20 protein-coding genes are annotated in these 24,796 nt (G+C 63.4%); 10 read left to right on the plus strand and 10 right to left on the minus strand.

The window, feature by feature from the left end; genetic code table 11:
• Positions 1-74 precede the first annotated feature (74 nt).
• The 3 genes from accB to aat all read left to right on the plus strand — a co-directional run bounded on the left by accB (position 75) and on the right by aat (position 2,724).
• On the plus strand, positions 75-536 hold the full coding sequence (gene accB / locus DCY11_RS01515; protein WP_108680874.1) for an acetyl-CoA carboxylase biotin carboxyl carrier protein: 462 nt from the start codon (positions 75-77) through the stop codon (positions 534-536).
• 16 nt (positions 537-552) lie between these two features.
• On the plus strand, positions 553-1,902 hold the full coding sequence (accC, locus tag DCY11_RS01520) for an acetyl-CoA carboxylase biotin carboxylase subunit (RefSeq protein WP_108680876.1): 1,350 nt from the start codon (positions 553-555) through the stop codon (positions 1,900-1,902).
• Positions 1,903-1,986: 84 nt separating this feature from the next.
• Entirely contained in the window at positions 1,987-2,724 is a 738-nt protein-coding gene (gene aat, locus DCY11_RS01525) for a leucyl/phenylalanyl-tRNA--protein transferase (RefSeq protein WP_108680877.1), read from the plus strand.
• Between the two features lie 13 nt (positions 2,725-2,737).
• On the opposite strand, the gene DCY11_RS01530 is transcribed toward aat, so the two are convergent.
• The 3 genes from DCY11_RS01530 to DCY11_RS01540 all read right to left on the minus strand — a co-directional run bounded on the left by DCY11_RS01530 (position 2,738) and on the right by DCY11_RS01540 (position 4,703).
• Positions 2,738-3,373 carry a DUF2155 domain-containing protein gene (locus DCY11_RS01530; protein WP_245409420.1) on the minus strand — a complete coding sequence of 212 codons (636 nt, stop codon included), beginning with the start codon at positions 3,371-3,373 and terminating at the stop codon, positions 2,738-2,740.
• Positions 3,374-3,566: 193 nt separating this feature from the next.
• On the minus strand, positions 3,567-4,235 hold the full coding sequence (locus DCY11_RS01535) for a trans-aconitate 2-methyltransferase (RefSeq protein ID WP_208430490.1): 669 nt from the start codon (positions 4,233-4,235) through the stop codon (positions 3,567-3,569).
• An 84-nt stretch (positions 4,236-4,319) separates the two neighbouring features.
• Entirely contained in the window at positions 4,320-4,703 is a 384-nt protein-coding gene (locus DCY11_RS01540) for an NADH:ubiquinone oxidoreductase subunit NDUFA12 (RefSeq protein ID WP_108680879.1), read from the minus strand.
• A 467-nt stretch (positions 4,704-5,170) separates the two neighbouring features.
• On the opposite strand from DCY11_RS01540, the gene DCY11_RS01545 reads away from it, so the two are divergent.
• Both DCY11_RS01545 and DCY11_RS01550 read left to right on the plus strand, forming a co-directional pair.
• Positions 5,171-8,869, plus strand: coding sequence for a vitamin B12-dependent ribonucleotide reductase (locus DCY11_RS01545; protein ID WP_108680881.1), 3,699 nt, complete (start codon positions 5,171-5,173; stop codon positions 8,867-8,869).
• A gap of 56 nt (positions 8,870-8,925) precedes the next feature.
• Positions 8,926-9,252, plus strand: a complete 327-nt coding sequence (locus DCY11_RS01550) for a histone H1 protein (protein ID WP_108680883.1) — start codon at positions 8,926-8,928, stop codon at positions 9,250-9,252.
• A gap of 614 nt (positions 9,253-9,866) precedes the next feature.
• Here the strand turns inward: DCY11_RS01550 and DCY11_RS01555 are convergent.
• Positions 9,867-10,637 (minus strand): molybdopterin-binding protein, encoded by a 771-nt coding sequence (locus DCY11_RS01555; RefSeq protein ID WP_108680885.1) that lies wholly within the window; start codon positions 10,635-10,637, stop codon positions 9,867-9,869.
• A gap of 100 nt (positions 10,638-10,737) precedes the next feature.
• On the opposite strand from DCY11_RS01555, the gene sfsA reads away from it, so the two are divergent.
• The 4 genes from sfsA to DCY11_RS01575 all read left to right on the plus strand — a co-directional run bounded on the left by sfsA (position 10,738) and on the right by DCY11_RS01575 (position 13,861).
• Positions 10,738-11,475 (plus strand): DNA/RNA nuclease SfsA, encoded by a 738-nt coding sequence (gene sfsA / locus DCY11_RS01560; RefSeq protein WP_108683627.1) that lies wholly within the window; start codon positions 10,738-10,740, stop codon positions 11,473-11,475.
• A 55-nt stretch (positions 11,476-11,530) separates the two neighbouring features.
• A complete protein-coding gene (gene map, locus DCY11_RS01565) occupies positions 11,531-12,352 on the plus strand; it encodes a type I methionyl aminopeptidase (RefSeq protein WP_108680887.1) in 822 nt (273 codons plus the stop codon).
• Positions 12,353-12,515: 163 nt separating this feature from the next.
• On the plus strand, positions 12,516-13,157 hold the full coding sequence (gene radC, locus DCY11_RS01570; protein WP_108680889.1) for a DNA repair protein RadC: 642 nt from the start codon (positions 12,516-12,518) through the stop codon (positions 13,155-13,157).
• A gap of 2 nt (positions 13,158-13,159) precedes the next feature.
• Positions 13,160-13,861, plus strand: coding sequence for a DUF4336 domain-containing protein (locus DCY11_RS01575; protein ID WP_108680891.1), 702 nt, complete (start codon positions 13,160-13,162; stop codon positions 13,859-13,861).
• A 25-nt stretch (positions 13,862-13,886) separates the two neighbouring features.
• Here DCY11_RS01575 and DCY11_RS01580 read toward each other — a convergent pair whose 3' ends face one another.
• Entirely contained in the window at positions 13,887-15,125 is a 1,239-nt protein-coding gene (locus DCY11_RS01580) for a beta-ketoacyl synthase (RefSeq protein ID WP_108680893.1), read from the minus strand.
• Between the two features lie 66 nt (positions 15,126-15,191).
• Positions 15,192-15,461 (minus strand): acyl carrier protein, encoded by a 270-nt coding sequence (locus tag DCY11_RS01585; RefSeq protein WP_045366578.1) that lies wholly within the window; start codon positions 15,459-15,461, stop codon positions 15,192-15,194.
• Between the two features lie 368 nt (positions 15,462-15,829).
• Here DCY11_RS01585 and DCY11_RS01590 point away from each other — a divergent pair, with 368 nt between their 5' ends.
• Positions 15,830-17,542 (plus strand): long-chain fatty acid--CoA ligase, encoded by a 1,713-nt coding sequence (locus DCY11_RS01590; RefSeq protein WP_108680895.1) that lies wholly within the window; start codon positions 15,830-15,832, stop codon positions 17,540-17,542.
• Positions 17,543-17,607: 65 nt separating this feature from the next.
• Here DCY11_RS01590 and DCY11_RS15375 read toward each other — a convergent pair whose 3' ends face one another.
• From DCY11_RS15375 to DCY11_RS01615, 4 genes are all read right to left on the minus strand, one after another.
• The gene (locus tag DCY11_RS15375; protein ID WP_159079725.1) at positions 17,608-18,702 is read right to left on the minus strand and encodes a DUF2147 domain-containing protein; all 1,095 of its coding nucleotides are present in this window, start codon (positions 18,700-18,702) and stop codon (positions 17,608-17,610) included.
• A 119-nt stretch (positions 18,703-18,821) separates the two neighbouring features.
• On the minus strand, positions 18,822-20,147 hold the full coding sequence (locus DCY11_RS01605) for an acetyl-CoA C-acetyltransferase (protein WP_108683628.1): 1,326 nt from the start codon (positions 20,145-20,147) through the stop codon (positions 18,822-18,824).
• A gap of 37 nt (positions 20,148-20,184) precedes the next feature.
• Entirely contained in the window at positions 20,185-22,194 is a 2,010-nt protein-coding gene (locus tag DCY11_RS01610; protein WP_108680899.1) for a 3-hydroxyacyl-CoA dehydrogenase NAD-binding domain-containing protein, read from the minus strand.
• Between the two features lie 10 nt (positions 22,195-22,204).
• A complete protein-coding gene (locus tag DCY11_RS01615) occupies positions 22,205-24,682 on the minus strand; it encodes an acyl-CoA dehydrogenase (RefSeq protein ID WP_108680901.1) in 2,478 nt (825 codons plus the stop codon).
• Positions 24,683-24,796: the final 114 nt, after the last annotated feature.

Here is a 24,796-nt window from a genome sequence, read left to right on the forward strand (position 1 = left end):
ACGAACTCGCGATCGAGGCTCTGGCCTCCGCGATTTCCGACGCCTGAGGGGACGACGACCATGAAAGGACGCCAATGACAAAAGACGGGGGAAGCCTCGATACGGACCTCATCAGGGAGCTCGCGACGCTTCTAGATGAAACCAGCCTGACGGAAATCGAGATCGAAATCGACGGACGCCGCTTCCGCGTCGCGCGCAACGTCAATGTGACGGCGGCGGCCGTCGCTGCAGCGCCTGCACCAGCCGCAGTTGAGCATGCGGAGCCGAAGCGCCGCACGCCGTCGGAGGACGCGGGTGCCCATCCGGGCTCGGTCTCCTCACCGATGGTGGGAACCGCTTATCGCTCTCCCGAGCCTGGAGCGGCGCCATTCATCGAAATCGGCAGCTCGGTAAAGTCGGGTCAGACGCTTCTCATTATCGAAGCGATGAAGACGATGAACCACATCCCCTCGCCTCAGTCCGGCAAGGTCACGGCAATTCTCGTCGAGGACGGACAGCCGGTCGAGTTCGGCGAACCCCTCGTCGTGATCGAGTAGGAACAGCCAGACAGAAATGTTCGACAAGATCCTGATCGCCAACCGGGGAGAGATCGCGCTTCGCATCGAGCGAGCCTGCAAAGAACTCGGCATTTCCACCGTCGCCGTCCACTCGACCGCCGATGCGCACGCCATGCATGTGCGCCTCGCCGACGAAAGCGTTTGTATCGGCCCGCCGCAAGCCAAGGAGAGCTATCTCAATATCCCTGCGATCGTCGCGGCCTGCGAGATCACAGGCGCCGATGCCGTTCACCCCGGCTACGGCTTTCTGGCCGAGAACGCCCGTTTCGCCGAAATCCTCGAAGAGCACGGCATCACGTTCATCGGCCCGACTGCCGAGCACGTGCGCATCATGGGCGACAAAATCAAAGCCAAGGAAACCGCGAAGGCCCTTGGCATTCCGGTCGTGCCCGGATCGGACGGCCCCATCTCCGATTTCGAGACCGCGAAAGTCGTCGCCGAGGAAATCGGCTACCCGGTGATGGTGAAGGCCTCCGCCGGCGGCGGCGGCCGCGGCATGAAGCTCGCCCATTTCGACTACGAACTCGAAGCGGCCCTCAGCACGGCCCGCACGGAGGCCGGCGCCGCCTTCGGCGACGATACGGTTTACCTGGAGAAGTATCTCGGCAAGCCGCGCCACATCGAGGTGCAGGTTCTCGCCGATGGCAACGGCAACGCCATTCACTTAGGCGAGCGCGATTGCTCCATCCAACGGCGGCATCAGAAGCTCTGGGAAGAAGCCCCCTCGCCCGCGCTGAACGAGAGCGAACGCGTGCGCATCGGCGAGATCGTGGCCAGCGCCATGCGCGAGTTGAAGTATCGCGGCGTCGGCACGGTGGAGTTTCTTTACGAGAACAACGAGTTCTATTTCATCGAAATGAACACGCGACTCCAGGTGGAGCACACCGTGACCGAGATGATCACAGGGCTCGATCTCGTGATCGAACAGATACGGATCGCCTCGGGCGCCCCGCTGACGATCCAGCAGGAAGACGTTCGTTTCGAGGGGCATGCCATCGAGTGCCGCATCAACGCGGAGAACCCGCTCACATTCCGGCCCTCTCCGGGCACCATCACCCATTTCCATCCGCCGGGCGGTCTCGGTGTCCGGGTCGATTCAGGCGCGTATGCGGGTTACACGATCCCTCCATATTACGACAGCCTGATCGGCAAGCTCATTGTGCACGCGCGAAATCGCAATGAGTGCCTCATGCGTCTCAAGCGGGCCTTGGGAGAATTCGTGGTCGATGGCATCGAGACGACCATTCCCTTGTTCTCCTCGCTCATCCATGAGCCGGACATCGTCAACGGCCATTACGATATCCATTGGCTCGAGGACCATCTGGCGCCGAACGGCGAGCGCTAGGCCGCATCACGCGGGCCAACTGTCCTCCACCAAGCCGTCTGACAGGTACTTGCCAGATGCTCCCGCGTCGGGGACTCTTGGGTCATGACCTCTCTGGACGACGTCACGATCGAGATCACGCCGCAGGTTCTGCTGAAGGCGTATTCGTGCGGCATCTTTCCGATGGCGGAAAGCGCGGACAACAACGCGCTTTATTGGATCGAGCCCGAGCGCCGCGGGATCCTGCCGCTGGATGCGGTGCACGTCTCCAGGAGCCTCGCCAAGACAATCCGCCGAGGCGGCTATGAAGTCAGGATCGACAACGACTTCGACGCCGTGATCGACGGCTGCGCCGAACCGCGATCCGGCCGCCGCAGCACCTGGATCAACAGCCGCATTCGCAGCCTCTATGGGGAGCTGTTCGCGCTCGGACATTGCCACACGGTCGAGGTCTGGCAGGACGGTGCGCTGACGGGCGGACTCTACGGTGTCCATCTGGGCCGGGCGTTCTTCGGTGAGAGCATGTTTTCCCGGGCACGGGACACCAGCAAGATCGCACTCGTCTATCTGGTCGCGCGCCTGAAATACGGCGGCTTCACCCTGCTCGACACACAGTTCATCACCGACCACCTCGCGCAATTCGGCGCCATCGAGATCAGCCGGCAGGTCTTTCAGCAGCTTTTGGAAGAGGCGTTGGACTGCGACCTGGGCAACGGTAGTGCAGATGGTAGCGGCGATAGCGCGGATATGGCCGCGGCTTCGTTTGCCGCCCTGCCCGTCGATACGGATCCTGCCGAGATCCTGGAACTGGTCAGCCGGGCTTCAGCGCCTGGTCGCCCTTAGCACCGCAGCGACGTTAGCGTTGTAGCCAAGGAAGAAGGGGCCGTTGCTGCTGCCGGGCAGCGGGCGGCGGTGCGGCAGGACGGGACGGCTGAGCCGCTTGAGGCGGCGGGGCCGGTGCAGGCGCCTGTTCGGCGGCCGCTGCTTCCTCCGGTGCCTCTTCGGATTCGGTCTCCGCGCTTTCGGGCGGCGGACCGCCGATCGGATCCTTGCACTTCGTCAGCCAGACATCGAACACAGGGTGCTCGACCGCGTGAAGGCCTGGGCTTTCGGCAAACATCCAGCCGGTAAAAATGCGCTGCTGTTCGCCCGTCAACTTGACCTCGTCTACTTCGACGAAGGACGCCGTATCGGGCTTCTCCGTGAGCGGCCGCGAATTACAGATGCGCGGCGTTACCCTCAGGGCACCGAACTCGACGGTCTGATCGATCGGAATCTCGAGATGCTGGATGCGGCCCGTCACCTTGTCCAAGGCGGCGAAGACGGCCGTCTCGTTCTCGATCGGCGCGGCGCCGGCGGAGCTTGCGGGAAGAGCCAACGCACAGGCTGCAAGCGCGGCCGAAGCGGCGCGGCCGGCCCATCGCTGTCCCCTATTGCTCCCCTTGATGCCCATCTCTTCGCTCGCTTCCGCCCCCAGGATCGCGACTAGCAACGCTCCTAAGCCAAACTTGCCGGCGGGAGCGACACCGCTACTCACGACACGCGTGGGCGATCATTGAGGCAACGGTGTGACATAGATGCCCCAGCTTTCCTAGGCGTTTATTAACTCGGAGTGCGCTCCGCGCTGAAGCGAAGCCGGATGTGATTGACCGTCCAGCGGCCTTGCGTGTCGCAAAGCGAGGGTCTCAAGAGCTCCAGCGCCTCCTCCAGGACATCGCTGCGCTCCGGCTCTTCGAACCTGTCGAAGAAGAACCGGCAGAAGGTGCTGAGCCAGCCCTGCATGTCCCCCTTGAGGGTGTCGAGCGTGGCACGAGCGCCATGTCCCGCACGATGAATCCGTGGCTCGACAGCAGCGCGCCGTACTCCTCCATCGTCGGGAAGTACCAGCGCACTGCTTGCGCGGGGTCGCCGCCGCGCGCCTTGACGACGGCGCGCAAGGCCGTGGCGATTGAAGCAATGTTGCCGTGACCGCCGAGCTCTCCGACGAACCGGCCGCCCGGCCGCAGCGCCCGCGCCACGCCATCGATGACGAGGGCCGGGTCTTGCATCCAATGCAGCGCGGCATTGGAGAACACCGCGTCGAACTCCTGGACGTAGTCGAGTTCATGGGCATCGGCACGCTTCACCGAGAGGCCCTTCATGCGGGCGACCGCCAGTAACTCGACGCTGTTGTCGACCCCGAGCACGTCGGCGCCCGCGGCTTCGATTTCCGCGGTCAGCGTGCCGTCGCCGCAGCCCAGATCCAGGATCCGCTCACCGGGCTTGGGCGCGAGCAGCGCAAAGATGGGACCGGCCATGTCCTGGATGAACTGCCCATTCTTCGCGAAGTCGGAGGCAGACCAGCGTTGGAGCATGCGGGGGCCCGCATGAGCCTCAAGAGTATCGGATATGGGTCCGTGCATTACTTGGCTTCGAGGAACTCGCCTTCGAGGATCGTCTTACGAGGATTCCGGCGACCAGGGTTCGTAATCCAGCGGCTGCTCCTGCACGCGCGGGCGCATGACCGATCCCGGCGGCCGGTACGCTTCATACGTGCCGGTCAGGTTGGGGCGGTGCGCCTCTTCCCAAGGCCGGGGCTTGTAGTCCTCGTCCGTGGGCGGCTCGTTGGTGATGAAGTGGATCCAGGCGTGCCATTCCGGCGGGATCTGCGAGGCCTCGGAGAGGTTCTTGTAGATCACCCAGCGGCGCGTGCCGTTCCGCTCCTTGTAGTAGACGTTGCCAAGCCCGTCCTCGCCGACGCGCTCGCCCTTGCGCCACGTGTAGAGCCGGGTGCCCAGCGTGTCGCCGTGCCACCAGGTAAACAAGTCACTGAAGAGTCCCATCGTCAGCCTTCACCATTGGATGCGCACGTCCCAGCCGCGAATTTGTGCAGTGCGCTATAAGCGACTATGGCCCGCCCACAGGGCCCCTGTCCAGCGGACGAAGGGCCGCGCGGGCACGCGATTTATGCCCTGCTCTGCGCCACGGCCACCGCCCGACCCCCATATGTCGTGGCCTCGTCAACACGTTATGCACTGCTGGAAGACGCGTGCGCCGAGTCGACCCCGAGCAGAGCCCTAGGGGCCAAATGACCGATTTGTGGTGGTTTTCCCTGCCGGTGCTTGCAGCTCATCCACCGGCTATCCACATTCTTTGCATATCCCCACACACAGGGTTTAGTATATTTCAACCTCTCAACATCAAGATATTGATTGCCCGGTGTTGAGGGCGAGTTCGAATCGGCTCAGTCTGAAAGTTCGCACTGACGCACGATTTGGGGCCGAAATTCACGAAGGGGGCATGAGCTAAGATGCGGATTCAACGACGTTTTACAGAGCGGGGGCAATCTCCATACACCGGTATCGAGTTTCGCGAGAGTGCGAGCGAGATCAAGAACCCGGACGGATCGGTGGTGTTCGCTCTCGAGAGCTTCTCGGTGCCGACCCATTGGAGCCAGGTCGCGGCTGACATTCTGGCTCAGAAATATTTCCGCAAGGCCGGCGTCGCGGCGAAGCTGAAGCGCGTCGAAGAGAATTCGGTCCCCTCTTGGCTGTGGCGCTCCGTGCCCGATATGGACGCGATGGAAGCGCTGCCGGAGGCCGATCGGTTCGGCAGCGAGACCGATGCGCGGCAGGTCTTCGACCGCTTGGCGGGAACCTGGACCTATTGGGGCTGGAAGGGCGGCTATTTCTCGTCCGAAGACGACGCCGAGGCCTTCTTCGACGAGATGCGCTACATGCTGGCGAAGCAGATGGGCGCACCCAACAGCCCGCAATGGTTCAACACGGGCCTGCACTGGGCCTACGGCATCGATGGGCCGAGCCAGGGTCATTACTATGTGGACTTCGAGACCGGCATCCTGAAGGCCTCCGAGTCCGCCTACGAGCATCCCCAGCCGCATGCCTGCTTCATCCAGTCGATCGAAGACGACCTCGTCAACGAGAACGGCATTATGGACCTGTGGGTGCGCGAGGCGCGCCTGTTCAAATACGGCTCGGGCACCGGGACCAACTTCTCGTCGCTGCGCGGCGAGAACGAGCCCCTGTCTGGCGGCGGCAAGTCTTCCGGCCTGATGAGCTTCCTGAAGATCGGCGACCGGGCCGCCGGCGCGATCAAGTCCGGCGGTACGACGCGCCGGGCGGCCAAGATGGTGGTGGTCGACATGGATCACCCGGACATCGAGTCCTACATCAATTGGAAGGTCCACGAAGAGCAGAAGGTTGCCGCGCTTGTCACCGGCTCCAAGGTTCTGTCGGACCGTCTGAACGCGGTGCTGCGGGCTTGTGTCAACTGCGACAGCGACAATGACGGCTGTTTCGATCCCAAGCAGAACCCGGCGCTGAAGCGCGAGGTCAAGGCGGCACGCAAGGCAAAGGTGCCGGACAGCATGATCCGGCGCATCATCCAGTTCGCGCGCCAGGGCTACACCTCGCTTGAGATTCCCACTTACGACACGGATTGGGATTCGGAGGCCTACCGTACGGTCGCGGGCCAGAACTCGAACAACTCCGTACGCGTCACCGACGAGTTCCTGACCGCCGTCGAGGAAGACGGCGATTGGGATCTGATCCTGCGCAAGACCGGCGGCGTCGCGAAGACAGTGAGGGCCCGGGAGCTTTGGGACCAGGTTGGCTATGCCGCATGGTCCTGCGCCGATCCGGGCATCCAGTTCCATTCGACCATCAACGACTGGCACACCTGCCCCACCGCGGGCCCGATCAATGCCTCGAATCCTTGTTCCGAATACATGTTCCTGGACGACACGGCCTGCAATCTTGCTTCGCTCAACCTCATGGCCTTCCGCGCCAAGGACGGCAGCTTCGACGTCGAAGGCTACGAGCATGCCATCCGGCTGTGGACGGTCGTGCTGGAAATCGCCGTCACCATGGCGCAGTTCCCCTCGCGTCAGATCGCGCAGCTGTCCTACGAGTACCGGACGCTTGGACTGGGCTACGCCAATATCGGCGGCCTCCTGATGGCCTCCGGCATCCCCTATGACAGCGACGAAGGCCGGGCCATTGGCGGCGCGCTGAGCGCGATCATGACGGGCGTGTCCTATGCCACGAGCGCGGAGATGGCCCGCGAGCTCGGAGCCTTCCCCGGCTACGAGGCGAACCGCGAGCACATGCTGCGGGTCATCCGCAACCATGCGCGGGCGTCACGGGGCGAACAGCACGGCTACGAGGAGCTGTCGACACCGCCGGTGCCGCTCGACCATGCCGCCTGCCCCGACCCGAGCCTCCTCACCCACGCCATGCGTGCCTGGGATCAGGCGCTGGAACTCGGACGCCAATATGGCTACCGCAACGCCCAAGCCACCGTTATCGCGCCCACGGGCACGATCGGGCTCGTCATGGACTGTGACACGACGGGTATCGAGCCGGACTTCGCCTTGGTGAAGTTCAAGAAGCTCGCCGGCGGCGGCTATTTCAAGATCATCAACCGCATGGTGCCTCAGGCGCTTGAAGCGCTTGGCTATGACGAAGCCGAGATCAAGCAGATCATCGACTATGCCGTCGGCCGCGGTTCGCTCGAGGGCGCCCCCGGCGTCAATCTCGAGGCCCTCGCGGAGAAAGGCTTCACACCCGAGAAGCTGGACGTGGTCGAAAAGGCTGTCTCATCCGCCTTCGACATCAAGTTCGTCTTCAACAAGTGGACCCTTGGGGAGGACTTCTGCGTCGGTACGCTGGGCCTTACCGCGGAGCAACTCGATCTTCCCGATTTCGACCTCCTGGCCGAAATCGGCTTCGCCAAGGCCGACATCGACGCCGCGAACGAATATGCCTGCGGTGCGATGACCCTCGAAGGAGCGCCGGGTCTCGACCCCGCGCATTTGCCGGTGTTCGACTGCGCCTCGCCTTGCGGGCGCAAAGGCACGCGGTACCTGTCCGTGGAAAGCCACATCCGGATGATGGCGGCCGCACAGCCGTTCATCTCCGGTGCCATCTCCAAGACCATCAACATGCCGAACGAGGCCTCCGTCGAGGACTGCAAGGCGGCCTATCTCCTGTCCTGGCGTCTCGCCCTGAAAGCAAACGCCCTGTATCGCGACGGCTCCAAGCTTTCGCAGCCGCTGAATGCCCAGCTCTTGGCCGAGGACGAGGACGAGCAGGACGAAGTGCTGGCGGCGGTCGCGTCCGATCAGCCCGCCGTCCAGCGCGCCACCGTCGTCACCGAGCGCATCGTCGAGCGCGTGATCGAGCGTGTACGCGCCTCGGCGGACCGCGAGCGTCTGCCGGATCGCCGCAAGGGCTATACCCAGAAAGCCGTGGTCGGCGGTCATAAGGTCTATCTGCGGACCGGCGAATACGACGACGGCCGTCTGGGCGAGATTTTCATCGACATGCATAAGGAAGGCGCCGCCTTCCGATCGCTGATGAACAATTTCGCCATTGCGGTGTCGGTCGGTCTGCAATACGGCGTGCCGCTTGACGAGTTCGTCGACGCCTTCACCTTCACGCGTTTCGAACCGGCAGGTCCCGTGCGCGGCAACGAGGCCATCAAGAACGCCACGTCCATTCTCGACTATCTGTTCCGTGAACTGGCCGTGTCCTATCTCGGCCGTTTCGAACTGGCGCATGTCGACCCCAACGAAATTGGAAGCACCACCGTTGGATCGGCCGATGCCGGCCAAGGCCAGCAGCGCCCCGAATTGCTCGTCTCGCCCGGCTTCACCCGGGGGCGGCTCGGCGAACGCGCCGCGGCAGGCGATGCGCAATCCGCAACGGCGCGGGTGCAAGCTCTTAGCGAAGACGATGAGGAAGAGTCGCTTACCGAAACGGCGGGTCCGACGACCGCGTCGCTCGAAACGACGTCTTCCAGCACGGTCGAACATGTGGCGCTGGCTGTCGAAGCCCTGGCCCAACGCGGTGCATCGGCGCTCGTCGCCGAAGCGCGCGTTAAGGGTTATGAAGGGGAAGCATGTGGAGAATGCGGCAACTTTACCCTCGTCCGAAACGGGACGTGTCTGAAATGCGATACGTGCGGATCGACGAGCGGGTGTAGTTAGGGTGTAGTTTTAGTGTCATCCGATTAGCCAGCCACCCGATAGGAAGGGATCTAGAAATGGCAGTAGCGAAGAAGAAGACCGCAACAAAGAAGAAGGCGTCGGCCAAGCGGAAAACCGTCGCCAAGAAAAGGACCGTCGCTAAGAAGAGAGCGCCGGCGAAGAAGAAAACTGTGCGCAAGACCACGGCTGCGAAGAAGCGGCCCGTGAAGAAGAAGGCTCCTGCGAAGAAGCGGGTCGCCAAGAAGAAGGCGCCGGCGAAAAAGAAAACCGCTCGCAAGACCACGGCCGCGAAGAAGCGGCCCGTGAAGAAAAAGACAGCTGCGAAGAAGCGGGTCGCCAAGAAGAAGGCGCCAGCGAAAAAGAGGGCCACCAAAAGGGCCTAGTCCTTCGCGACAGCATCGCAAAAAGGCGCGGGAGCAATGCTCCTCGCGCCTTTTTTATTGCGCAAAATCAATAGGTTGCGGGCCTCGCACCATGGCGCTTAGGGGCGCCACCCAGCGGTCGCGCCGCGCCTCGGTTGCAGTTCCGCCATGCTGACTCACGGCCTCCCGTGACGGACCTTCAGCGCGGCTCCGCCCGACAATAAAAACCGATTGATACTCTGTCTACGGATTGATTGTCTCGGGGCTTTGGAGACGGCGCACCCGGCAGCAAGCCCTCCCTCGTCGCGGGCTGGCGGCGCCACTGTTTGCATCGGCGCATCGTTGCCTGCGAAGAGTACGCTGCTCCGTATACGTTGCATATTGAAGCTTGCCTCATATGTCCGCGCGCGCCCGGCCGGCAAATTGCGCTGCTCGTTCCGGAGAGAACCGTCCTGGAAAAGAGCAGACGTCGGACTTCCCGGCGACCACGCCAGTCCGAATCGCTTAGGGCCGCGTGTCAAAAAATGGCCCGGCCTGCTCTTTGGACGGCCTCAAGCGCGAAAAATTTCCACAGCTTTGAAACCAGGGGTTCAGGAGCCAAACTGATTCGAAATGTACCGCCTGGCCGGCCGGCGTTAAGATTCTTCGACTTGGCTGGCCGTAAAACCGTGTTCGCCGATAATGCCCCAAAGGGCTTCGAGGGCTTCGCCGAGCCTTTGGTCGTCCACGGAACGAAGTACGAGATAGGTGCCGTAGCGCCGGTGTTCGACGAAGGGATAGGAGCCCATCTGCACGTCGGCATAGGCTGCTTGGAGTGCTGCAAGCGGTGTCGCCACGTCACTCTCCGCTGCGTTCACCCGTACCGCGCACGCCTTTAGCGAGCGTCCCTTGGCGAGGCGCGGAAAGACCTCGTCCAGCATGACCTGCATCACGGCCGGAATGCCGGCCATGACGATAACGTTCTCGATCATATAGCCGGGCGCGCGGGAAACCGCATTGTGGATGAGTGCCGCGCCTTCGGGAATGCGCGCCATTCTCAGGCGTGTCGGCGTCAGGTCTTCAGGACGGTATTGCAGGCGCATAGCTTCGACCGCCTCGTCATTGATAGCGACCGGAACATTGAAGGCCAGGCCGATCGCGTCCGTGGTCACGTCGTCGTGGGTAGGACCGATCCCACCTGTCGTGAACACATAGGAGTATCGCTGCCGCAAGGCGTTCACGGCGTCGGCGATTTCGGCTTCGATATCCGCCACGACCCGGACTTCGCGCAGGGCAATCCCGGCTCTGCCGAGTTGGGCGGCGATATAGGGGGTGTTGGTATCGATCGTGCGCCCCGACAGGATTTCCTCGCCGATCACGATCAGCGCGGCCGTGACCGTCTCGGGGGTGTGCGTCTCCTCGCTCATGGCCGGGAGTGAAGGGGAAGTTCGGGCACGTGTCTAGTGGGGACAGCACCGATAGGACGCTTGCCGCCTCGGGGCGGCCTTTCTAGGTTTCCCCATGCTCATGCGGTTTCCATCTGGGCTCGTCGAGGGCCGGCTGATCAGGCGCTACAAGCGCTTCCTGTCCGATATTGAGCTCCTCACCGGAGAGACGGTCACGGCCCACTGCGCCAATCCCGGCTCCATGCTGGGGCTCGCGGAGCCCGGCTCGCGTGTCTGGCTGTCGAAATCGAACAACCCGAAGCGGAAACTGGCCTTCTCTTGGGAGTTGATCGAGGTCGATCTCGGCCGAGGCCCGGCACTGGTCGGCATCAATACGTCCAGCCCCAATGGCGCGGTGGCCGCCGCCATCGAACGGGGTCTCATTCCGGAGCTGTCCGGCTATGCCTCCATCCGCCGCGAGGTCCGCTATGGCACTGGCAGCCGGATCGACATCCTGCTTGAGGATGACACCCGCCCGCCCTGCTATGTGGAGATCAAGAACGTCCACTTGATGCGGGAGGCCGGATTGGCCGAATTCCCGGATTCGGTGACGGCGCGGGGCACCAAGCACTTAGGCGAACTCTCCGGCATGGTGGCGGCCGGGGCGCGCGCCGTCATGGTCTATTTCGTCCAACGGGGCGATGCGGAGGCCTTCGCGCTGGCCGACGATATCGACCCTGCCTATGCGGCCACCTTCCAGACAGCGGTGGCAGCCGGGGTTGAGGCCCTGGCCGTGGCATCCAGCGTTTCTTTGGAGGGTCTCGGCCTCCCACGGCCCATTCAGGTCCGAACGCGGGCCCGCGCGACCGCCTCGTCTTGAACCTCAGGCGAATTCGCACTAGCTGTATGGCTAACGCTCCCTATAATCCGGTCCTATGTCCGAACTAGAAATCGCCCGCGCCCAGACGCGCGACAACAGAATCAAGCTGCATGGTCCCGAAGCATTTGCCGGCATGGCGAAGGCGGGCCAGCTCGTGGCTGAAGCCCTCGATATGCTCGTCGAACACGTCGAGCCCGGGGTGACCACCGAATTCCTCGACGATCTGGTGTTCGACTTCGCCACGTCTCATAGCGCAACGCCGGCCCCGTTGAACTATCGCGGCTTCCCGAAATCCATCTGCACCTCCGTGAATCACGTCGTTTGCCACGGCATTCCGGGCCCGCGTGCGCTCAAGGAAGGCGATATCGTGAATATCGATGTCACCCTCATCGTCGACGGCTGGCATGGCGATTCCAGCCGCATGTATCCGGTCGGCGCGATCTCCCGCGCCGCCGAGCGCCTGCTCGAGGTGACCCACAAGTCTCTGATGCTCGGCATCGAGGCGGTCAAGCCGGGCGCGACGACCGGCGATATCGGCCACGCCATCCAGGCCTATGCGGAAGGCGAGCGTTGCGGCGTGGTGCGTGACTTCTGCGGCCACGGCCTTGGCCAGGTCTTCCACGACCGGCCGAACATTCTTCACTACGGCGAGCCCGGCGAAGGCCTGCCGCTCAAGCCCGGTATGCTCTTCACGATCGAGCCCATGATCAATCTCGGCAAGCCGCACGTGAAGATCCTCTCCGACGGTTGGACCGCCGTGACACGCGACCGCTCGCTGTCCGCGCAATACGAGCACACGATCGGCGTGACGGACACGGGGTGCGAGATTTTCACCCTGTCGTCGGCCGGACTCGATCGTCCACCTGTGCGCGCCTAGAGCGTGAGCCGCTCGGAGAGCCGACCAACCGGGACTCCACACCAATGAGCTCGAAGGAAAAACTGAGCTCTGACGATACGGCTGGCTCAGCCGGCCAAGCGGCCTCAGAGGGCACTGGGTTCCACGAGGCCGCCAAGCCCACTACCTCGGCCATCGCGAACGGCTGCGAAAGCGCTTCCGCGAAGGCGGCGCGCAGTCCCTCCCCGACTACGAACTGCTCGAGCTGGTGCTGTTCCGGGCCATGCCGCGCCGGGACACGAAACCCTTGGCCAAGGCCATTCTTGCCCGCTTTGGCACCTTCGCCGAGGCCATGAACGCACCTGAGGACCTGTTGCTCGAAGTGCCGGGTCTCGGGGACGCGGCCGTGACGGAGATCAAGCTCGTGCGGGCCGCCGCCTTGCGGCTCATGCGCGGCGAAGTCCTGGAGCGGCCCGTGCTGTCGTCGTGGCAAGGGGTGCTGGATTACTGCCGCGCGGCCATGGGCTTCGAGGCGAAGGAGCAGTTCCGCATTCTGTTTCTCGACAAGCGCAACCAGATCATCGCCGACGAAATCCAGCAGGAAGGCACCGTGGATCACACGCCCGTCTATGTGCGCGAGGTGGTGAAGCGGGCACTGGAGCTTTCCGCCACTGCCATCGTGCTCGTCCACAATCACCCGAGCGGAGACCCCACCCCCTCCCGCGCCGATATCGAGATGACCAAGCAGATCATCGCCGCCGCGAAGCCTCTCGGCGTCGTCATCCACGACCACATCATCGTCGGCAAGCAAGGACACACGAGTTTCCGCGGGCTGGGATTGATCTGACGATGCTTGACCCCGTCGGCGACAATCTGTGGCTGGCCGAAGGGCCGATCGTCGACTTCTACAGCTTCCCCTATCCCACGCGCATGGTGATCGCGCGGTTCGACAATGGCGATCTGTGGGTCTGGTCGCCGGTCAAGCTGGACGAGGATCTTAGGGCCGAGGTGGATGCGCTGGGGCGGGTCGCCCATCTGGTGAGCCCCAACAAGATCCATCACCTCTATTTGCCGCAATGGCACGCGGCCTATCCGGATGCCGCACTGTGGGGACCGGCCTCCACCATCAAACGCTTTCCGGAGTTGCCGTTTCAGGCGCCCTTGGACGACACGCCGCCCGACGCGTGGAAGCCGGATATCATTCAGGCCTGGTTCCGAGGCTCGTTCGCCATGGACGAAGTCGTCTTCTTCCACCGGCCGTCACAGACCGTGATCCTCGCCGACCTCATCGAAGCCTTCAGCGAGGACTTCTTGCTGGAGCACTGGTCGTGGTGGCAGCGGCCGATGGCCGCGCTGGACGGCATCACGCTGAAGAAACCGGGGGCGCCGCGCGAATGGCGTCTGTCCTTCACCGACCGGAAGCCCGCCCGCGCCGCGCGCGACAAACTCCTCGGCTGGCCCGCAGAGCGCGTGATCATGGCGCACGGCGAATGGCAACGCCAAAACGGGCACGCTTTTCTCAAGCACGCCCTCGCGTGGCTGGGTAACTAGCTATTCTGCGTTGAAGTGGTCGACGCTAAGCCGGGCTCGGACCGAACACGAGCACGGCGTTCAGGCCGCCGAAGGCGAACGAGTTGGACATCACGTAGTTGATGTCGCGCTTCTTGCCTTCGTTGGGCGTGTAGTCCAGATCGCACTCCGGGTCCGTCTCCGTGAGGCCGATCGTCGGCGGCACGAAGTTCTCCTCGAGCGCCTTGATGGACGCCGCCGCCTCGATGCCGCCGCATGCGCCGAGCGTGTGCCCGTGCATGGACTTCGTGGACGAGATGGAGAGGTTGTTGGCTGCGTTGCCGAACACGTGCTTGATCGCACGGGTTTCGTTGACGTCGTTCACCGCCGTGGCCGTGCCGTGGGCGTTGACGTAGTCGATGTCGGACGGCGCGAGCTGCGCATCGTCCAGCGCGATCTTCATGGCCGTCGAGGCGCCGTCAATGGAAGGGTTCACCATGTCCGCAGCGTCCGCCGTCATGCCGAAGCCCATGAGCTCGGCCAGGATCGGTGCGCCGCGCGCCTTCGCCTTCTCGTATTCTTCGAGCACCAGGATGCCCGAACCTTCGGCGAGAACGGTGCCGTTGCGCGCCTTGGAAAAGGGAAACAGTCCGTCGGGGCTCAGCACGCGCATGGCCTGCCAAGCACGGGTGGCGCCCCAGTTGAGTGACGCTTCGGCGGCGCCGGCGACGCCGGTGTCGATCAGGCCGCTGCGAATCATCTGGTAGACGACGCCGATCGAATGGGTCGCGGTGGAACAGGCGCTGACGACGCCAAAGGTCGGGCCCTTGATGCCGTACTCGATGCTCACATGCGCCGAGGCGGACGAGCCGATCGCCTTCAGAAGGGTCAGCGGATGGGTCGCGCGCTTGTTCTCCTTGAAGAGCATCTTGTAGGAGAATTCGAGCGTGGTCAGGCCGCCGACACCGGACCCGATGATGCAGGCCGTACGATAGGCGTCTTCGTCGCTGATGGGCGTTTCGAGCCCCGACTGCGCAACAGCCTCGCGCGCGGCACAGCCCGCATATTGCGAATACTTGTCCGCCATCAGGAGCTGCTTGCTCAGCTCGCGCTCTCGAGGGTCGAAATCAGGGACTTCGCCGGCAATGGTGATGTAAAGCTCGTCGGTCTCGAAGCTCTGAACCTCGCGAATGCCGCAAGAGCCAGCCTTCAATCCAGACCAGAACTTCTCAACGCCCGTGCCCAAAGGCGTGACGACGCCCTGGCCTGTGACCACGACGCGCCTGCGTCCGTTAGAGTGTGTCATGTAGTGCTAAGCCGTAACTCCAAGCCTGGCCGATACCCCGGAAAGCTCCCGAGCGGTTGGGCTGGTCTAAGCTGCTGCGCCCGAGGCCTTCGACTCTGCGATAATTCCCTTCACGCGATCGACAACCGAGCCGACCGTCGCGAACGCTTCGACTTCTTCGTTCGCATTATAGGGAATTTCGATTCCGAAGGTATCCTCAATATCAAAGACGATCACTGCCAGATCGAGGGATTCAATCTCCAGGTCGCTCAGAGGCGTCTCGAGCGTAACCTCCTTGGAGGGATCCTTCATATTCTTCCGCAGAATCTCAATGATCTTGGTGGCCACCTCGTCCATATCAATCTCCCTGCCCCGTTGAGGGGTCCGTATATAATGTTCCCTGGCTAAAACATAGCGAGTTCGAGGGCAAGTCAGGCATTGGAATAGACTTAAAAACTGGCCGAGTCTAGCCGCGCCATGCTCGCTCGATGTCCGATACTATACGCTCTAATCGCTAACAAAATGGGCGTTTTTGCGCCTGCCCCTGCCTTCGTTTCAGCATATTCTGTGGGCGTCATATGCCTGTCCGCACGCGCTTTGCCAACCCCCGTGTTACAATACTAGATGAATCGGGGCTTGCGGCGAATTGCCTCCCCAGCGCATTGCGCGGCGCCGCTAAGCATCCGAATCGCAACGCAAATTCAAGGCAGACACCTGTCACACAAATGGCCGTTAAGGCAAATCCAGCGGCACAGCAGGCCGCACCAGACGCCCGGGACCGGCCCTGGCTGAGATCCTATCCTCCTGGATTGTCCTGGACGGCCGAGTTCAAGCCCGGCCTCGTCCACAGCCTCCTCGACGAGGCGGTCGAGCGTCACGGCTCGCGAATGTGCACCTACTTCGAAGGCAAGACCCTGACCTACGAGGAGATCGGGGCCCTCTCTGACCGTGCGGCCAAGGGCCTGGCGGCGCTCGGGGTACGGGAGGGCGTCCGGGTCGGGCTGCTGCTTCCGAACTCACCGACCTATCTCATCTACTTTTTCGGCATCCTCAAAGCGGGCGGCACCGTCGTCAATTTCAACCCGCTGTACAGCGTCGAGGAGCTCGCCTTCCAGATCCGGGACAGCGGCACCGAAATCATGGTGACGCTCGACCTCCATCTTCTGTTCAAGAAGATCGAACCGCTCCTCGCAGACGGAACCCTCGGGCGGGCCGTGGTCGCCGATTTCGCCTCTCTCCTGCCGACGCTGAAACAGATCGGGCTGATGATGACGCGCAAAGTCCGGCGCGCGAAAGTCGGTCTGTCGCGCCAGCGGCGCAAGATCGTGCGCGAACGCGATCTTCTCGCCAATAACGGCCGCTTCGTCCGGCCCACGATCAAGCCGGAGGCCGTGGCGGTTCTCCAATATACGGGCGGCACCACGGGCACCCCCAAAGGCGCCATGCTCAGTCACGCCAATATCTTCATCAACACGGCGCAGGTTCGATTGTGGGGCCAACGGCCGCCTGAGGTGGTGGACCGGATTCTCGGGGTGCTGCCTCTGTTCCACGTATTCGCCATGACGACGGTCATGACATTCGGAGTCGCCAACGGCATGGAAATCGTCCTCATGCCGAAATTCGAGCTGGGCCGAACCTTGAAGCTCATCGGCAAGTTGCGGCCCACGGTCATGCCGGGCGTCCCTACCCTGTTCCAAGCCCTGCTCCACCATCGCCATATCGACAGGTTCGACCTCTCGTCACTGCAATTCTGCATCTCCGGCGGCGCGGCCCTGCCGATGCACGTCAAGAAGGGCTTCGAGAAGTTCATTGGCGGGTGGTTGGTGGAGGGCTACGGGCTTAGCGAGACATCGCCCGTGGCGACCTGCAATCCGTTCGACGGGCACAAGGACGGCTCGATCGGGCTGCCGCTGCCCCGGACGGAGATCACAATCCGGTCGCTCGAGAACCCCGAACAAGAAATGCCGATGGGAGAGCCGGGCGAAATCTGCATCGCGGGACCGCAAGTGATGAGCGGGTACTGGAACAAGGCGGACGAGACGGCGGCGGTCTTTGTCGGCAAGTATTTCCGGACCGGGGACGTCGGCTACATGGACGAGGACGGCTTCATCTTCATCGTCGACCGCATCAAGGACATGATCAACACAGCCGGCTTCAAGGTCTATCCGCGCCGCATCGAAGACGCGCTTCATGAGCATCCGGCCGTGGCCGAATGCTGCGTCGTCGGCATCCCGGACTCCTATCGAGGTGAAGCGCCGAAGGCCTATGTGCGCCTGCACGACGGTAGAACCGAGACCGCCGTCGACCTCATGACGTTCTTGCGGCCGAAGCTGTCAAAGCTCGAACTGCCCGTCGCGATCGAGTTCCGCGACGAACTGCCCAAGACAATGATCGGCAAGCTGTCCAAGAAAGCGCTCCGCGCCGAAACAGGCGCTTAAGCGCAGCAGCGCTCATGCCCCCAGGCGAGGGCTCTTGCTATATCCGGATTGAGAGACCGGGCCGGCTACTGGCGCATCCAGGGAATGAGGTTCTGCCCCTGCTGCTGCAGTTCCTTGAGGCGCTTCTGACGGCGCATCTGGCGCCGTTCGCGCCAACTCAGCCGCTGGTCGAACGTGTCGGCAGCAGCCTCGGCAGATTCCTCAGGTACTGCGGACTCCGCATCCGATGCGGCTGCTTCCGGCGGACCTGACTCGGGCTGGACCGGTTCGGACTGGATCGAGGCTTGGCGCGACGCGGGTGCGGGCGCCGGTTGGGGCGTGGCGGCAGCTTGCGCCGGCGCTGCGGGAGCTGCCGGTCTGGGAGCCGGCGCGGGCTGCGCCGCGGTCTGCGCGCCGCTGGGGACGACCGGGGACGCCATCGAGAACATGCTCGACACGCTCTCTCCCGTGTAGCCCGCAGGGTGCTGATTGGCCTTTTCGCCCTTGAGGTAGCTCAGTCCGGGCGCCCCGCCCTGCGGCGCCGCCGGCGTCTGCATCTCGGTGCTGGCAACATTGTCAATTGCCAGCCCGGTCGATGCCGCGGAGGCTGTCGCGGCTTTGGGCGCCGGGGCGGCTGCCGCAGGCGCAGCAGGCGCAGGAGCCGGTGTTGCCGATGCCTCGACCTGAGGCTCGGGCTTCTTCTCTTCTTCAGGCGGCGGCGGCGCGGATGTCCGCAGCCACACCTGCTCGCGGCAAAGGAACGCGGCGACACAACCTTTGAGGACGATCTTCGACGACGATGCGAGCGTGACGGACGCCGAATAGGTCTTGCCGTCCTCAGGATTGTAGACCGTGCCCTTCCACTGACTGGCGCTCACCTGCTTCATGCCGCGGATAATGTGCATGCCTTCGATGGTGCGCCCGCGTAAGGACGGGTTCACGTTGCGCACGTCTTGCAAGACGCGGCCCTTGCTGTCGCGGGGATTTTGCAGCCAGGCGATCTTCACGCAGATGGAGCGCCCGCCGCAGTAATACAGCTGCATCTTCGCGGGATATTTGCCTTGGTCGGCCTTGCGCCAATAGCCCGTGGGATCGCCAGCCTGTGCGGTGGTGGCGCTCGCCGGAACGAGCACGGCCGCAAGCGCCATGCCGATCACCGCAGAGTAAACTTTGTGCCGCATAAGAACCTCCGTCATGGGTCAGGCGCGGTCGCGGACCGCGCCTCGGCAGTGTCTCAATTACTCCCTGTCCCCGACGGGTCTCGTTGGACCCGGCACTCGATCCGGCGGTGGAGCACCTATTATTCGGCGCTCTCGTTCAAACCCGCATCCGCTGCGTTGGATGTTCCGACCCCTTCGAGGATCGCGGCGACACCCATTCCGCCAGCGGTACACACTGAAATCAAACCTCTTTTGCCACCCCTATTATGAAGGAGTTTGGCTAAAACTGCCAGGATTCGGGCGCCCGTGGCAGCAAAAGGGTGGCCGATCGCAATCGACGAGCCCTCGATATTCAGCTTGGACCTGTCGATGGGCCCCAGCGGCGCGTCACGCCCCAGCCGGACCCGGCAATATTCTTCGGACTCCCATGCCTTCAACGTCGCAAGTACCTGCGCAGCAAACGCTTCGTGCACCTCGTAATAGTCAAAGTCTTGAAGGGCCAAGCCCGCCTGCTGCAATAGATCGCTAACAGCAACGGTCGGCGCCATCAAGAGCCCCTCACCTTCGACATAGTCTACGGCAGAAGTACGACCCAAAGTTAAATAGGCCTGAACCGGAATTCCCTTGGAATCCGCCCATTCTTCGCTCGCCAGCAGCACCGTGGAAGCCCCATCGGTTAACGGTGTCGAATTCGCGGCAGTAATCGTCCCATTCTGCTTGTCGAACGCCGGCTTCAGTTCGGCCATTTTCTCGAGCGAGATATCCGGGCGGATGTTGTTGTCCCGGAAAACGCCGGCGCAGGGCACGACGAGATCGTCCATGAAGCCGTCGTCGTAGGCGGCAGCGGCCTTTTTATGGCTCTCATAAGCCAGCAAATCCTGATCTTCGCGGGAAATGCCCCACTCCTTGGCCATCAGCTCGCAATGCTCGCCCATGCCGAGGCCGGTGCGCGGCTCGCGCGTGTCCGGCGGCACCGGAGCGAGTTCAGCCGGGCTCATGCCTTTGAAGGCTGCGAGGCGCTGGCCCCAGCTCTTGGCCCGGGAGGCCTCGATAAGGCGCTTGGCGAGCTTCTTCTGGACGACGATGGGCGCATCGCTCGTCGTGTCCGAGCCCATGGCGATGCCGCACTCGATCTGACCCGTCGCGATCTTGGCCGCGATGCCCAGCGCGCCCTGAAGGCTCGTGCCGCAGGCCTGCATCATGGTGATGCCGGGTGTCGTTGCGGCCAAGGGGCTGCCGATCACCGCTTCGCGCGCCAGGTTCCAATCCTTCGCGTGCGTGACCACGGCGCCGCCGACCACCTCGTCGATATGCATGCCCTCTAGGGAGAAGCGCTCGGCGAGGCCCGCGAGAGCCGTCGTCAGCATGTCGAGGTTGGAAAGTTCCGCATACGCCGTGTGCGACCGGCAGAACGGCGTTCTAACCCCGCCAAGCACCGCAACGCGACGTAGAGTCGTATTCGTCATGCACATTCCTTCCGGGACCGGGCGGGTCCTGTGAGCGTCATGCCGCTTCCTTGTCAGCGGCGGCATTCTTCGTTTTGGCGTAGTGCAGCGGGCCGCCCCGGAACGGCGCAAAGCCCGTTCCGAAGATCACGCCGGCGTCCACATGATCGGCGTCGGCAACCACGCCTTCGGCTTCCGCGCGGGCCGCCTCGGCCAGAAGCGGCGCCATGAGCTTCTCACCCAAACGGGTAAGCTCCGTGTCCGAGAAATCCATCGGCTCGCGTTTCGGCTTGCCGTCTTCCCATTGGTAGAAGCCGCGGCCGGTCTTCTTGCCGAGCTTGCCTTGCTTGACGAGGCTGGCGAGCACGTTGTCCTGCGAGCCCTCGCCTTCCGGCGCGAGCGACAGTTCCTCGCCGACCTTGTTGCAGATATCGAGGCCGACCATGTCCATGAGCTCCATCGGCCCCATGGGCATGCCGAATTTCAGCGCGGCTTGATCGATCTTCTCGCGCGGCTGGCCTTCCTGATAGAGCCGGACGGCTTCCATCATGTAGGGCGCGAGAACGCGGTTCACGAGGAAGCCGGGGCAACTCTTGACGATAAGCGGCAGCTTGTTGATCGCGGTCACGAAAGCGCAAGCCTTGCCAATCTCCTCTTCGCGCGTGGAATCGCCACGCACGACCTCAACGAGCGGCAGTTGGGCGACCGGATTGAAGAAGTGAATGCCGACCAACCGGCCGGGATCCTTCAACGGCGCGGCGATCTCTTCGAGCTTCAGCGACGACGTATTGGTCGCGAGTACCGCGCCAGGTTTTGCTTTGCCTTCCAGGTCGGCAAACAAGTTCTGCTTTACCTCGAGTTTCTCGGCGACCGCCTCGATGATCACGTCCGCATGCTTGATGTGCCTGCCTTCCGGGTCCGCGATCAAGCGCGCCACGGCGGAGTCGAAGGCCGTCTTCCCGCGCACGCGCTTCTTGAACAGCTTCTTGGCCCGCGACAGCGCCTTGTCGATTTGGGCTTCGTCGAGGTCCTGGAGACTGGCCTGCATGCCGCAAGCCACGCACCAAGCAGCGATATCGCCGCCCATGGTGCCCGCGCCGATGACGTGAACTTTGCGCGGCTTGAACGCGTCCTCTTTGGCTGAGCTTTTGGGCGCCGAGCCCTTGAGCATCTCGGAGAGCTTGAAACAGCGCCGCAGATTGCGGGACGTGTCGCTCACCATGAGCGGCGCGAACATCTCCGTTTCCGCCAAACGCATGGCTTCGGGATCGTCGCCGCACGTCTCAAACAAATCGATCAGCCGGAACGGAGCCGGGTAATGCTCCTCGCGGACCTTCGCAGCCGTTTTCTCACGCATTTGCTTGGCGAGGAACCCGCGCACCGGCTGCTTCGCCATGACCTTCTTCCACCACGGCGCGCCCTTGGAGCGCAGCTTCTTCAGGACGGCCTTGCGCGCGGCCCAGCGCAGATTGTGCCGTGTGGGAACGAGCTGATCGACGAGGCCCATGGCACGCGCCGCCGTGGGGCGCAGCATCTTGGCCGTGAGCATGGCGGTCATACCGTCGAGCGGCCCTGCCGAGCGAATAGCGCGCACGGTCCCGTTCAGGCCGGGAAAGATGCCGAGCTTGACTTCGGGGAAGCCGAGGCGGGTCCCCTCCTCGCGGTCGGCGATGCGCCAATGGCAGGCGAGCGCCAGTTCCAGCCCGCCGCCGAGGCAGTAGCCGTGGATTGCCGCCACGACCGGAACGGGGAGCTTCTCGATCCGGTCGAACAGCGCAAGCGTCTGCGTCACCGCATCCTTGATCTTGTCTTCGGTGTCGTAGGCGTCGAACTCGTTGATGTCGGCGCCGGCAATGAAGCTCGTATCCTTCGCGCTGATCAGCACAAGGCCTTTGATCTCTCCGGCCTCGGCACCCTCGACCGCCGAGACGATCTTCTCCAGCTCCTCGGTGGGACGGCGCCCGAGCGCGTTCATGCTCTCGCCTTCGCGGTCGGCGACCGCCCAGGCGATGCGCTCGTAGTCGACCGTGAACGTCCAGTCTTTCAAGTCGGCAATGGTGATTGGCATAGGTGCAATTCTACTCGGCGGCGATGTGCTGATTGGGGGCCGGGCCGCTCTGGCCCGGCTGTGGTTTGCGAGCGATCTCGTCGGGCGCGAAGTCGTCGACGGCGATCACGCGGGCGACCAGGTCGCGCAGTTCTGCGAGCTCGCGGGCTTCGTCGGATGTCAAAACACCCTTCTCCTCGGCTTGCTTGATCCAGTCGCGATCGTGGAAGCGTTGGACCTCGCCCTTGCGGATCGCGCGCTCCAGTTTCTTCTCCGCCTCCTCGTTGGCGACGGTCTTTTCAAATGCGGCTTCGAGAAGCCCCAGGGCATCGTCCGTATTGCCCGGAACATAGATGTACCGGGTGAGACGGTCGCGGAACGCGCCCGGCTCCAGCGCCTGACGCACGAGCGCCTTGCCGTCCTTGTCGCTCGCGCCGCGCCGCACGCCGAAAGGCAACACGAGCGGCCCCATGATCCAGGCGGCCGAGCGGATAGGGAAGTTGTCGAGCACGCCGCGCAGGGCCGCGTCGAAGCGCGCGAGGCAATTCTGCGCGCAATAGTCCACGAGCTTGCGGTCGGCCCATTGGCGTCCATCGTCCTGATAGCGCTTGAGGATCGACGAAAGCAGATAGAGTTCGGCCAGCGCGTCGGCCATGCGGCCGGTGATTTTCTGCTTCGTCTTCAGGCCGCCGCCCAGAAGCGCGACGGTCACGTCGGCAACGAGCGCGAACGACCGCGAAGCGCGCGACAACTGCTTCCACCAGTGTTTCATGTCGCCGGCATCGAGCGGCGCGGCCGCGAAGGCGCCGAAGGTCACATTGTGAAACAGCGCGCCGGTGGCGTTGGACAAGAGAAACGCGCGATGATCGTCGAACACCGTCTCGAAGCGCTCGATCCCTTGGGCGCGGTCCTCGTCGCTCAGCGCCTCGATCTCGGGCAACAAATAGGGATGACTGCGCAGCGCGCCCTGCGCAAACACGATGAGCGAGCGCGTCAGGATATTGGCGCCCTCCACCGTGATGCCCACGGGCACCATCTGATAGGCGGCCTGCAGATAATTCGACGGTCCATCGCAAATGCCGCGCCCGCCATGAATGTCGAGCGCATCGTTCACCGATTCACGCATGCGCGCGGTCGACAGATATTTCAGCAGCGCGGAGATCACGGCTGGCTTTTCGCCGGCGGACACCATGGAGCACGTGACCGCGCGCGCCGCTTCCAGCCCATAAGCGTTCTCGACGATGCGGGCGAGCGGCTCCTCGACGCCTTCCATGTAACCGATGGGCAGTCCGAACTGTTTGCGCACGCGGGCATAGGCCGTGCTGTGGCGCGCGACGGCCTTGGCCGCGGCGGCACCCGTCGCCGGCAGGGACACGGCACGCCCCGCCGCAAGACAGCTCATCAGCATGCGCCAGCCCTGGCCGGCACGGTCGGGACCACCAATGATCCAGTCCATCGGGATGAAGACATCGCGGCCACGCGTGGGACCATTGGGGAAAGCGGCTCCTGACGGCAAATGGCGGCGGCCGGTCTCGACGCCGGGGTGATCGGTCGGAATTAGCGCTAACGTGATGCCGACCTCCTCGCCCTGCCCCAGATGGTTGTCCGGATCCTGAAGGCGGAAGGCGAGACCCAGCAGCGTCGCCTTGGGCGCGAGCGTGATGTAGCGCTTGTCCCAGGTGAGCTTAATGCCGAGCGTCTCGATACCGCCATGCATGCCCTTGGTGACCACGCCGACGTCGCGCATGGAGGCCGCGTCCGACCCGGAGAAGGGACCCGTGAGCGCAAAGCAGGGAATCTCGAGGCCCTTCGCCAACCGCGGCAGATAATGCGCCTGCTGCTGGGCCGTCCCGTAGTTTTCGATCAGTTCGCCTGGCCCGAGTGAGTTAGGCACCATCACGATGATGCAAACGTCCGGGCTCTTGGTCGAGATTTTGCCAAGCACGAGCGACTGGGCCTGCGCCGAGAAGCCGAGCCCGCCATGCTCCTTGGAAATGAGCATGCCGAGGAAGCCGTTGTCGCGGACGAACTGCCAGATGTCGTCGGGAATGTCGTGAAGCTCGTGCCGGATGCGCCAATCGTCGATCTTCCGGCACAGCTCCTCGGTGGGACCGTCGAGGAAGGCCTGCTCCTCGTCCGTGAGCGTGATCGGCGCCACGCGGCGCAATCTGGAAAAGTCCGGGCGTCCGCTGAAGAGTTCCGCATCCCAGCCGGTCGTGCCGGCTTCGAGCGCTTCCCGCTCGGTCTCGGAAATCGAGGGCATCGCGCCCTTCAACGCGCGAAACACCGGCGTGGTGATGTAGGTGCGCTTGATGCCCGGCAAGCTGGCCGCATAGAGCAGCCCCGCCACCAGCCAGCCCGCGAAGGACCAAACGGGAAATCCGAAGGCGATCTGAAGTGCCAGCGTGTAGATCGCGGTGGCGATCGCCCAGGTCCGGAAGGAAGCACGGTTCATCGCCAGCGCGAAAAACAGCGCCAGCGCGAGAAGAGCAAAGATCAGTTCAGCCACAGACGGCCTCCAGAATCACAATGCCCCCGCTGCGATGCTGCGCGGTCCCGCCTCTTTCGTATCCGCGTGAGAGTCGAACGAAAGCAGGCCGGACGCAGCTTCATGACCTCTATG

The organism is Methyloceanibacter sp. wino2 (assembly GCF_003071365.1).
Classification (GTDB): domain Bacteria; phylum Pseudomonadota; class Alphaproteobacteria; order Rhizobiales; family Methyloligellaceae; genus Methyloceanibacter.

Bases quoted from the DNA above. Each gene is read 5' to 3' on its own strand.
- DCY11_RS01550 (WP_108680883.1), top strand. From the start codon at position 8,926: ATGGCAGTAGCGAAGAAGAAGACCGCAACAAAGAAGAAGGCGTCGGCC.
- map (WP_108680887.1), top strand. From the start codon at position 11,531: ATGTCCGAACTAGAAATCGCCCGCGCCCAGACGCGCGACAACAGAATC.
- sfsA (WP_108683627.1), top strand. From the start codon at position 10,738: ATGCGGTTTCCATCTGGGCTCGTCGAGGGCCGGCTGATCAGGCGCTAC.
- DCY11_RS01545 (WP_108680881.1), top strand. From the start codon at position 5,171: ATGCGGATTCAACGACGTTTTACAGAGCGGGGGCAATCTCCATACACC.
- DCY11_RS15375 (WP_159079725.1), bottom strand. From the start codon at position 18,702: ATGCGGCACAAAGTTTACTCTGCGGTGATCGGCATGGCGCTTGCGGCC.
- DCY11_RS01605 (WP_108683628.1), bottom strand. From the start codon at position 20,147: ATGACGAATACGACTCTACGTCGCGTTGCGGTGCTTGGCGGGGTTAGA.
- DCY11_RS01585 (WP_045366578.1), bottom strand. From the start codon at position 15,461: ATGGACGAGGTGGCCACCAAGATCATTGAGATTCTGCGGAAGAATATG.
- accC (WP_108680876.1), top strand. From the start codon at position 553: ATGTTCGACAAGATCCTGATCGCCAACCGGGGAGAGATCGCGCTTCGC.
- aat (WP_108680877.1), top strand. From the start codon at position 1,987: ATGACCTCTCTGGACGACGTCACGATCGAGATCACGCCGCAGGTTCTG.
- DCY11_RS01580 (WP_108680893.1), bottom strand. From the start codon at position 15,125: ATGACACACTCTAACGGACGCAGGCGCGTCGTGGTCACAGGCCAGGGC.
- DCY11_RS01535 (WP_208430490.1), bottom strand. From the start codon at position 4,235: ATGCTCCAACGCTGGTCTGCCTCCGACTTCGCGAAGAATGGGCAGTTC.
- DCY11_RS01590 (WP_108680895.1), top strand. From the start codon at position 15,830: ATGGCCGTTAAGGCAAATCCAGCGGCACAGCAGGCCGCACCAGACGCC.
- DCY11_RS01610 (WP_108680899.1), bottom strand. From the start codon at position 22,194: ATGCCAATCACCATTGCCGACTTGAAAGACTGGACGTTCACGGTCGAC.
- DCY11_RS01575 (WP_108680891.1), top strand. From the start codon at position 13,160: ATGCTTGACCCCGTCGGCGACAATCTGTGGCTGGCCGAAGGGCCGATC.
- DCY11_RS01540 (WP_108680879.1), bottom strand. From the start codon at position 4,703: ATGGGACTCTTCAGTGACTTGTTTACCTGGTGGCACGGCGACACGCTG.
- DCY11_RS01555 (WP_108680885.1), bottom strand. From the start codon at position 10,637: ATGAGCGAGGAGACGCACACCCCCGAGACGGTCACGGCCGCGCTGATC.
- accB (WP_108680874.1), top strand. From the start codon at position 75: ATGACAAAAGACGGGGGAAGCCTCGATACGGACCTCATCAGGGAGCTC.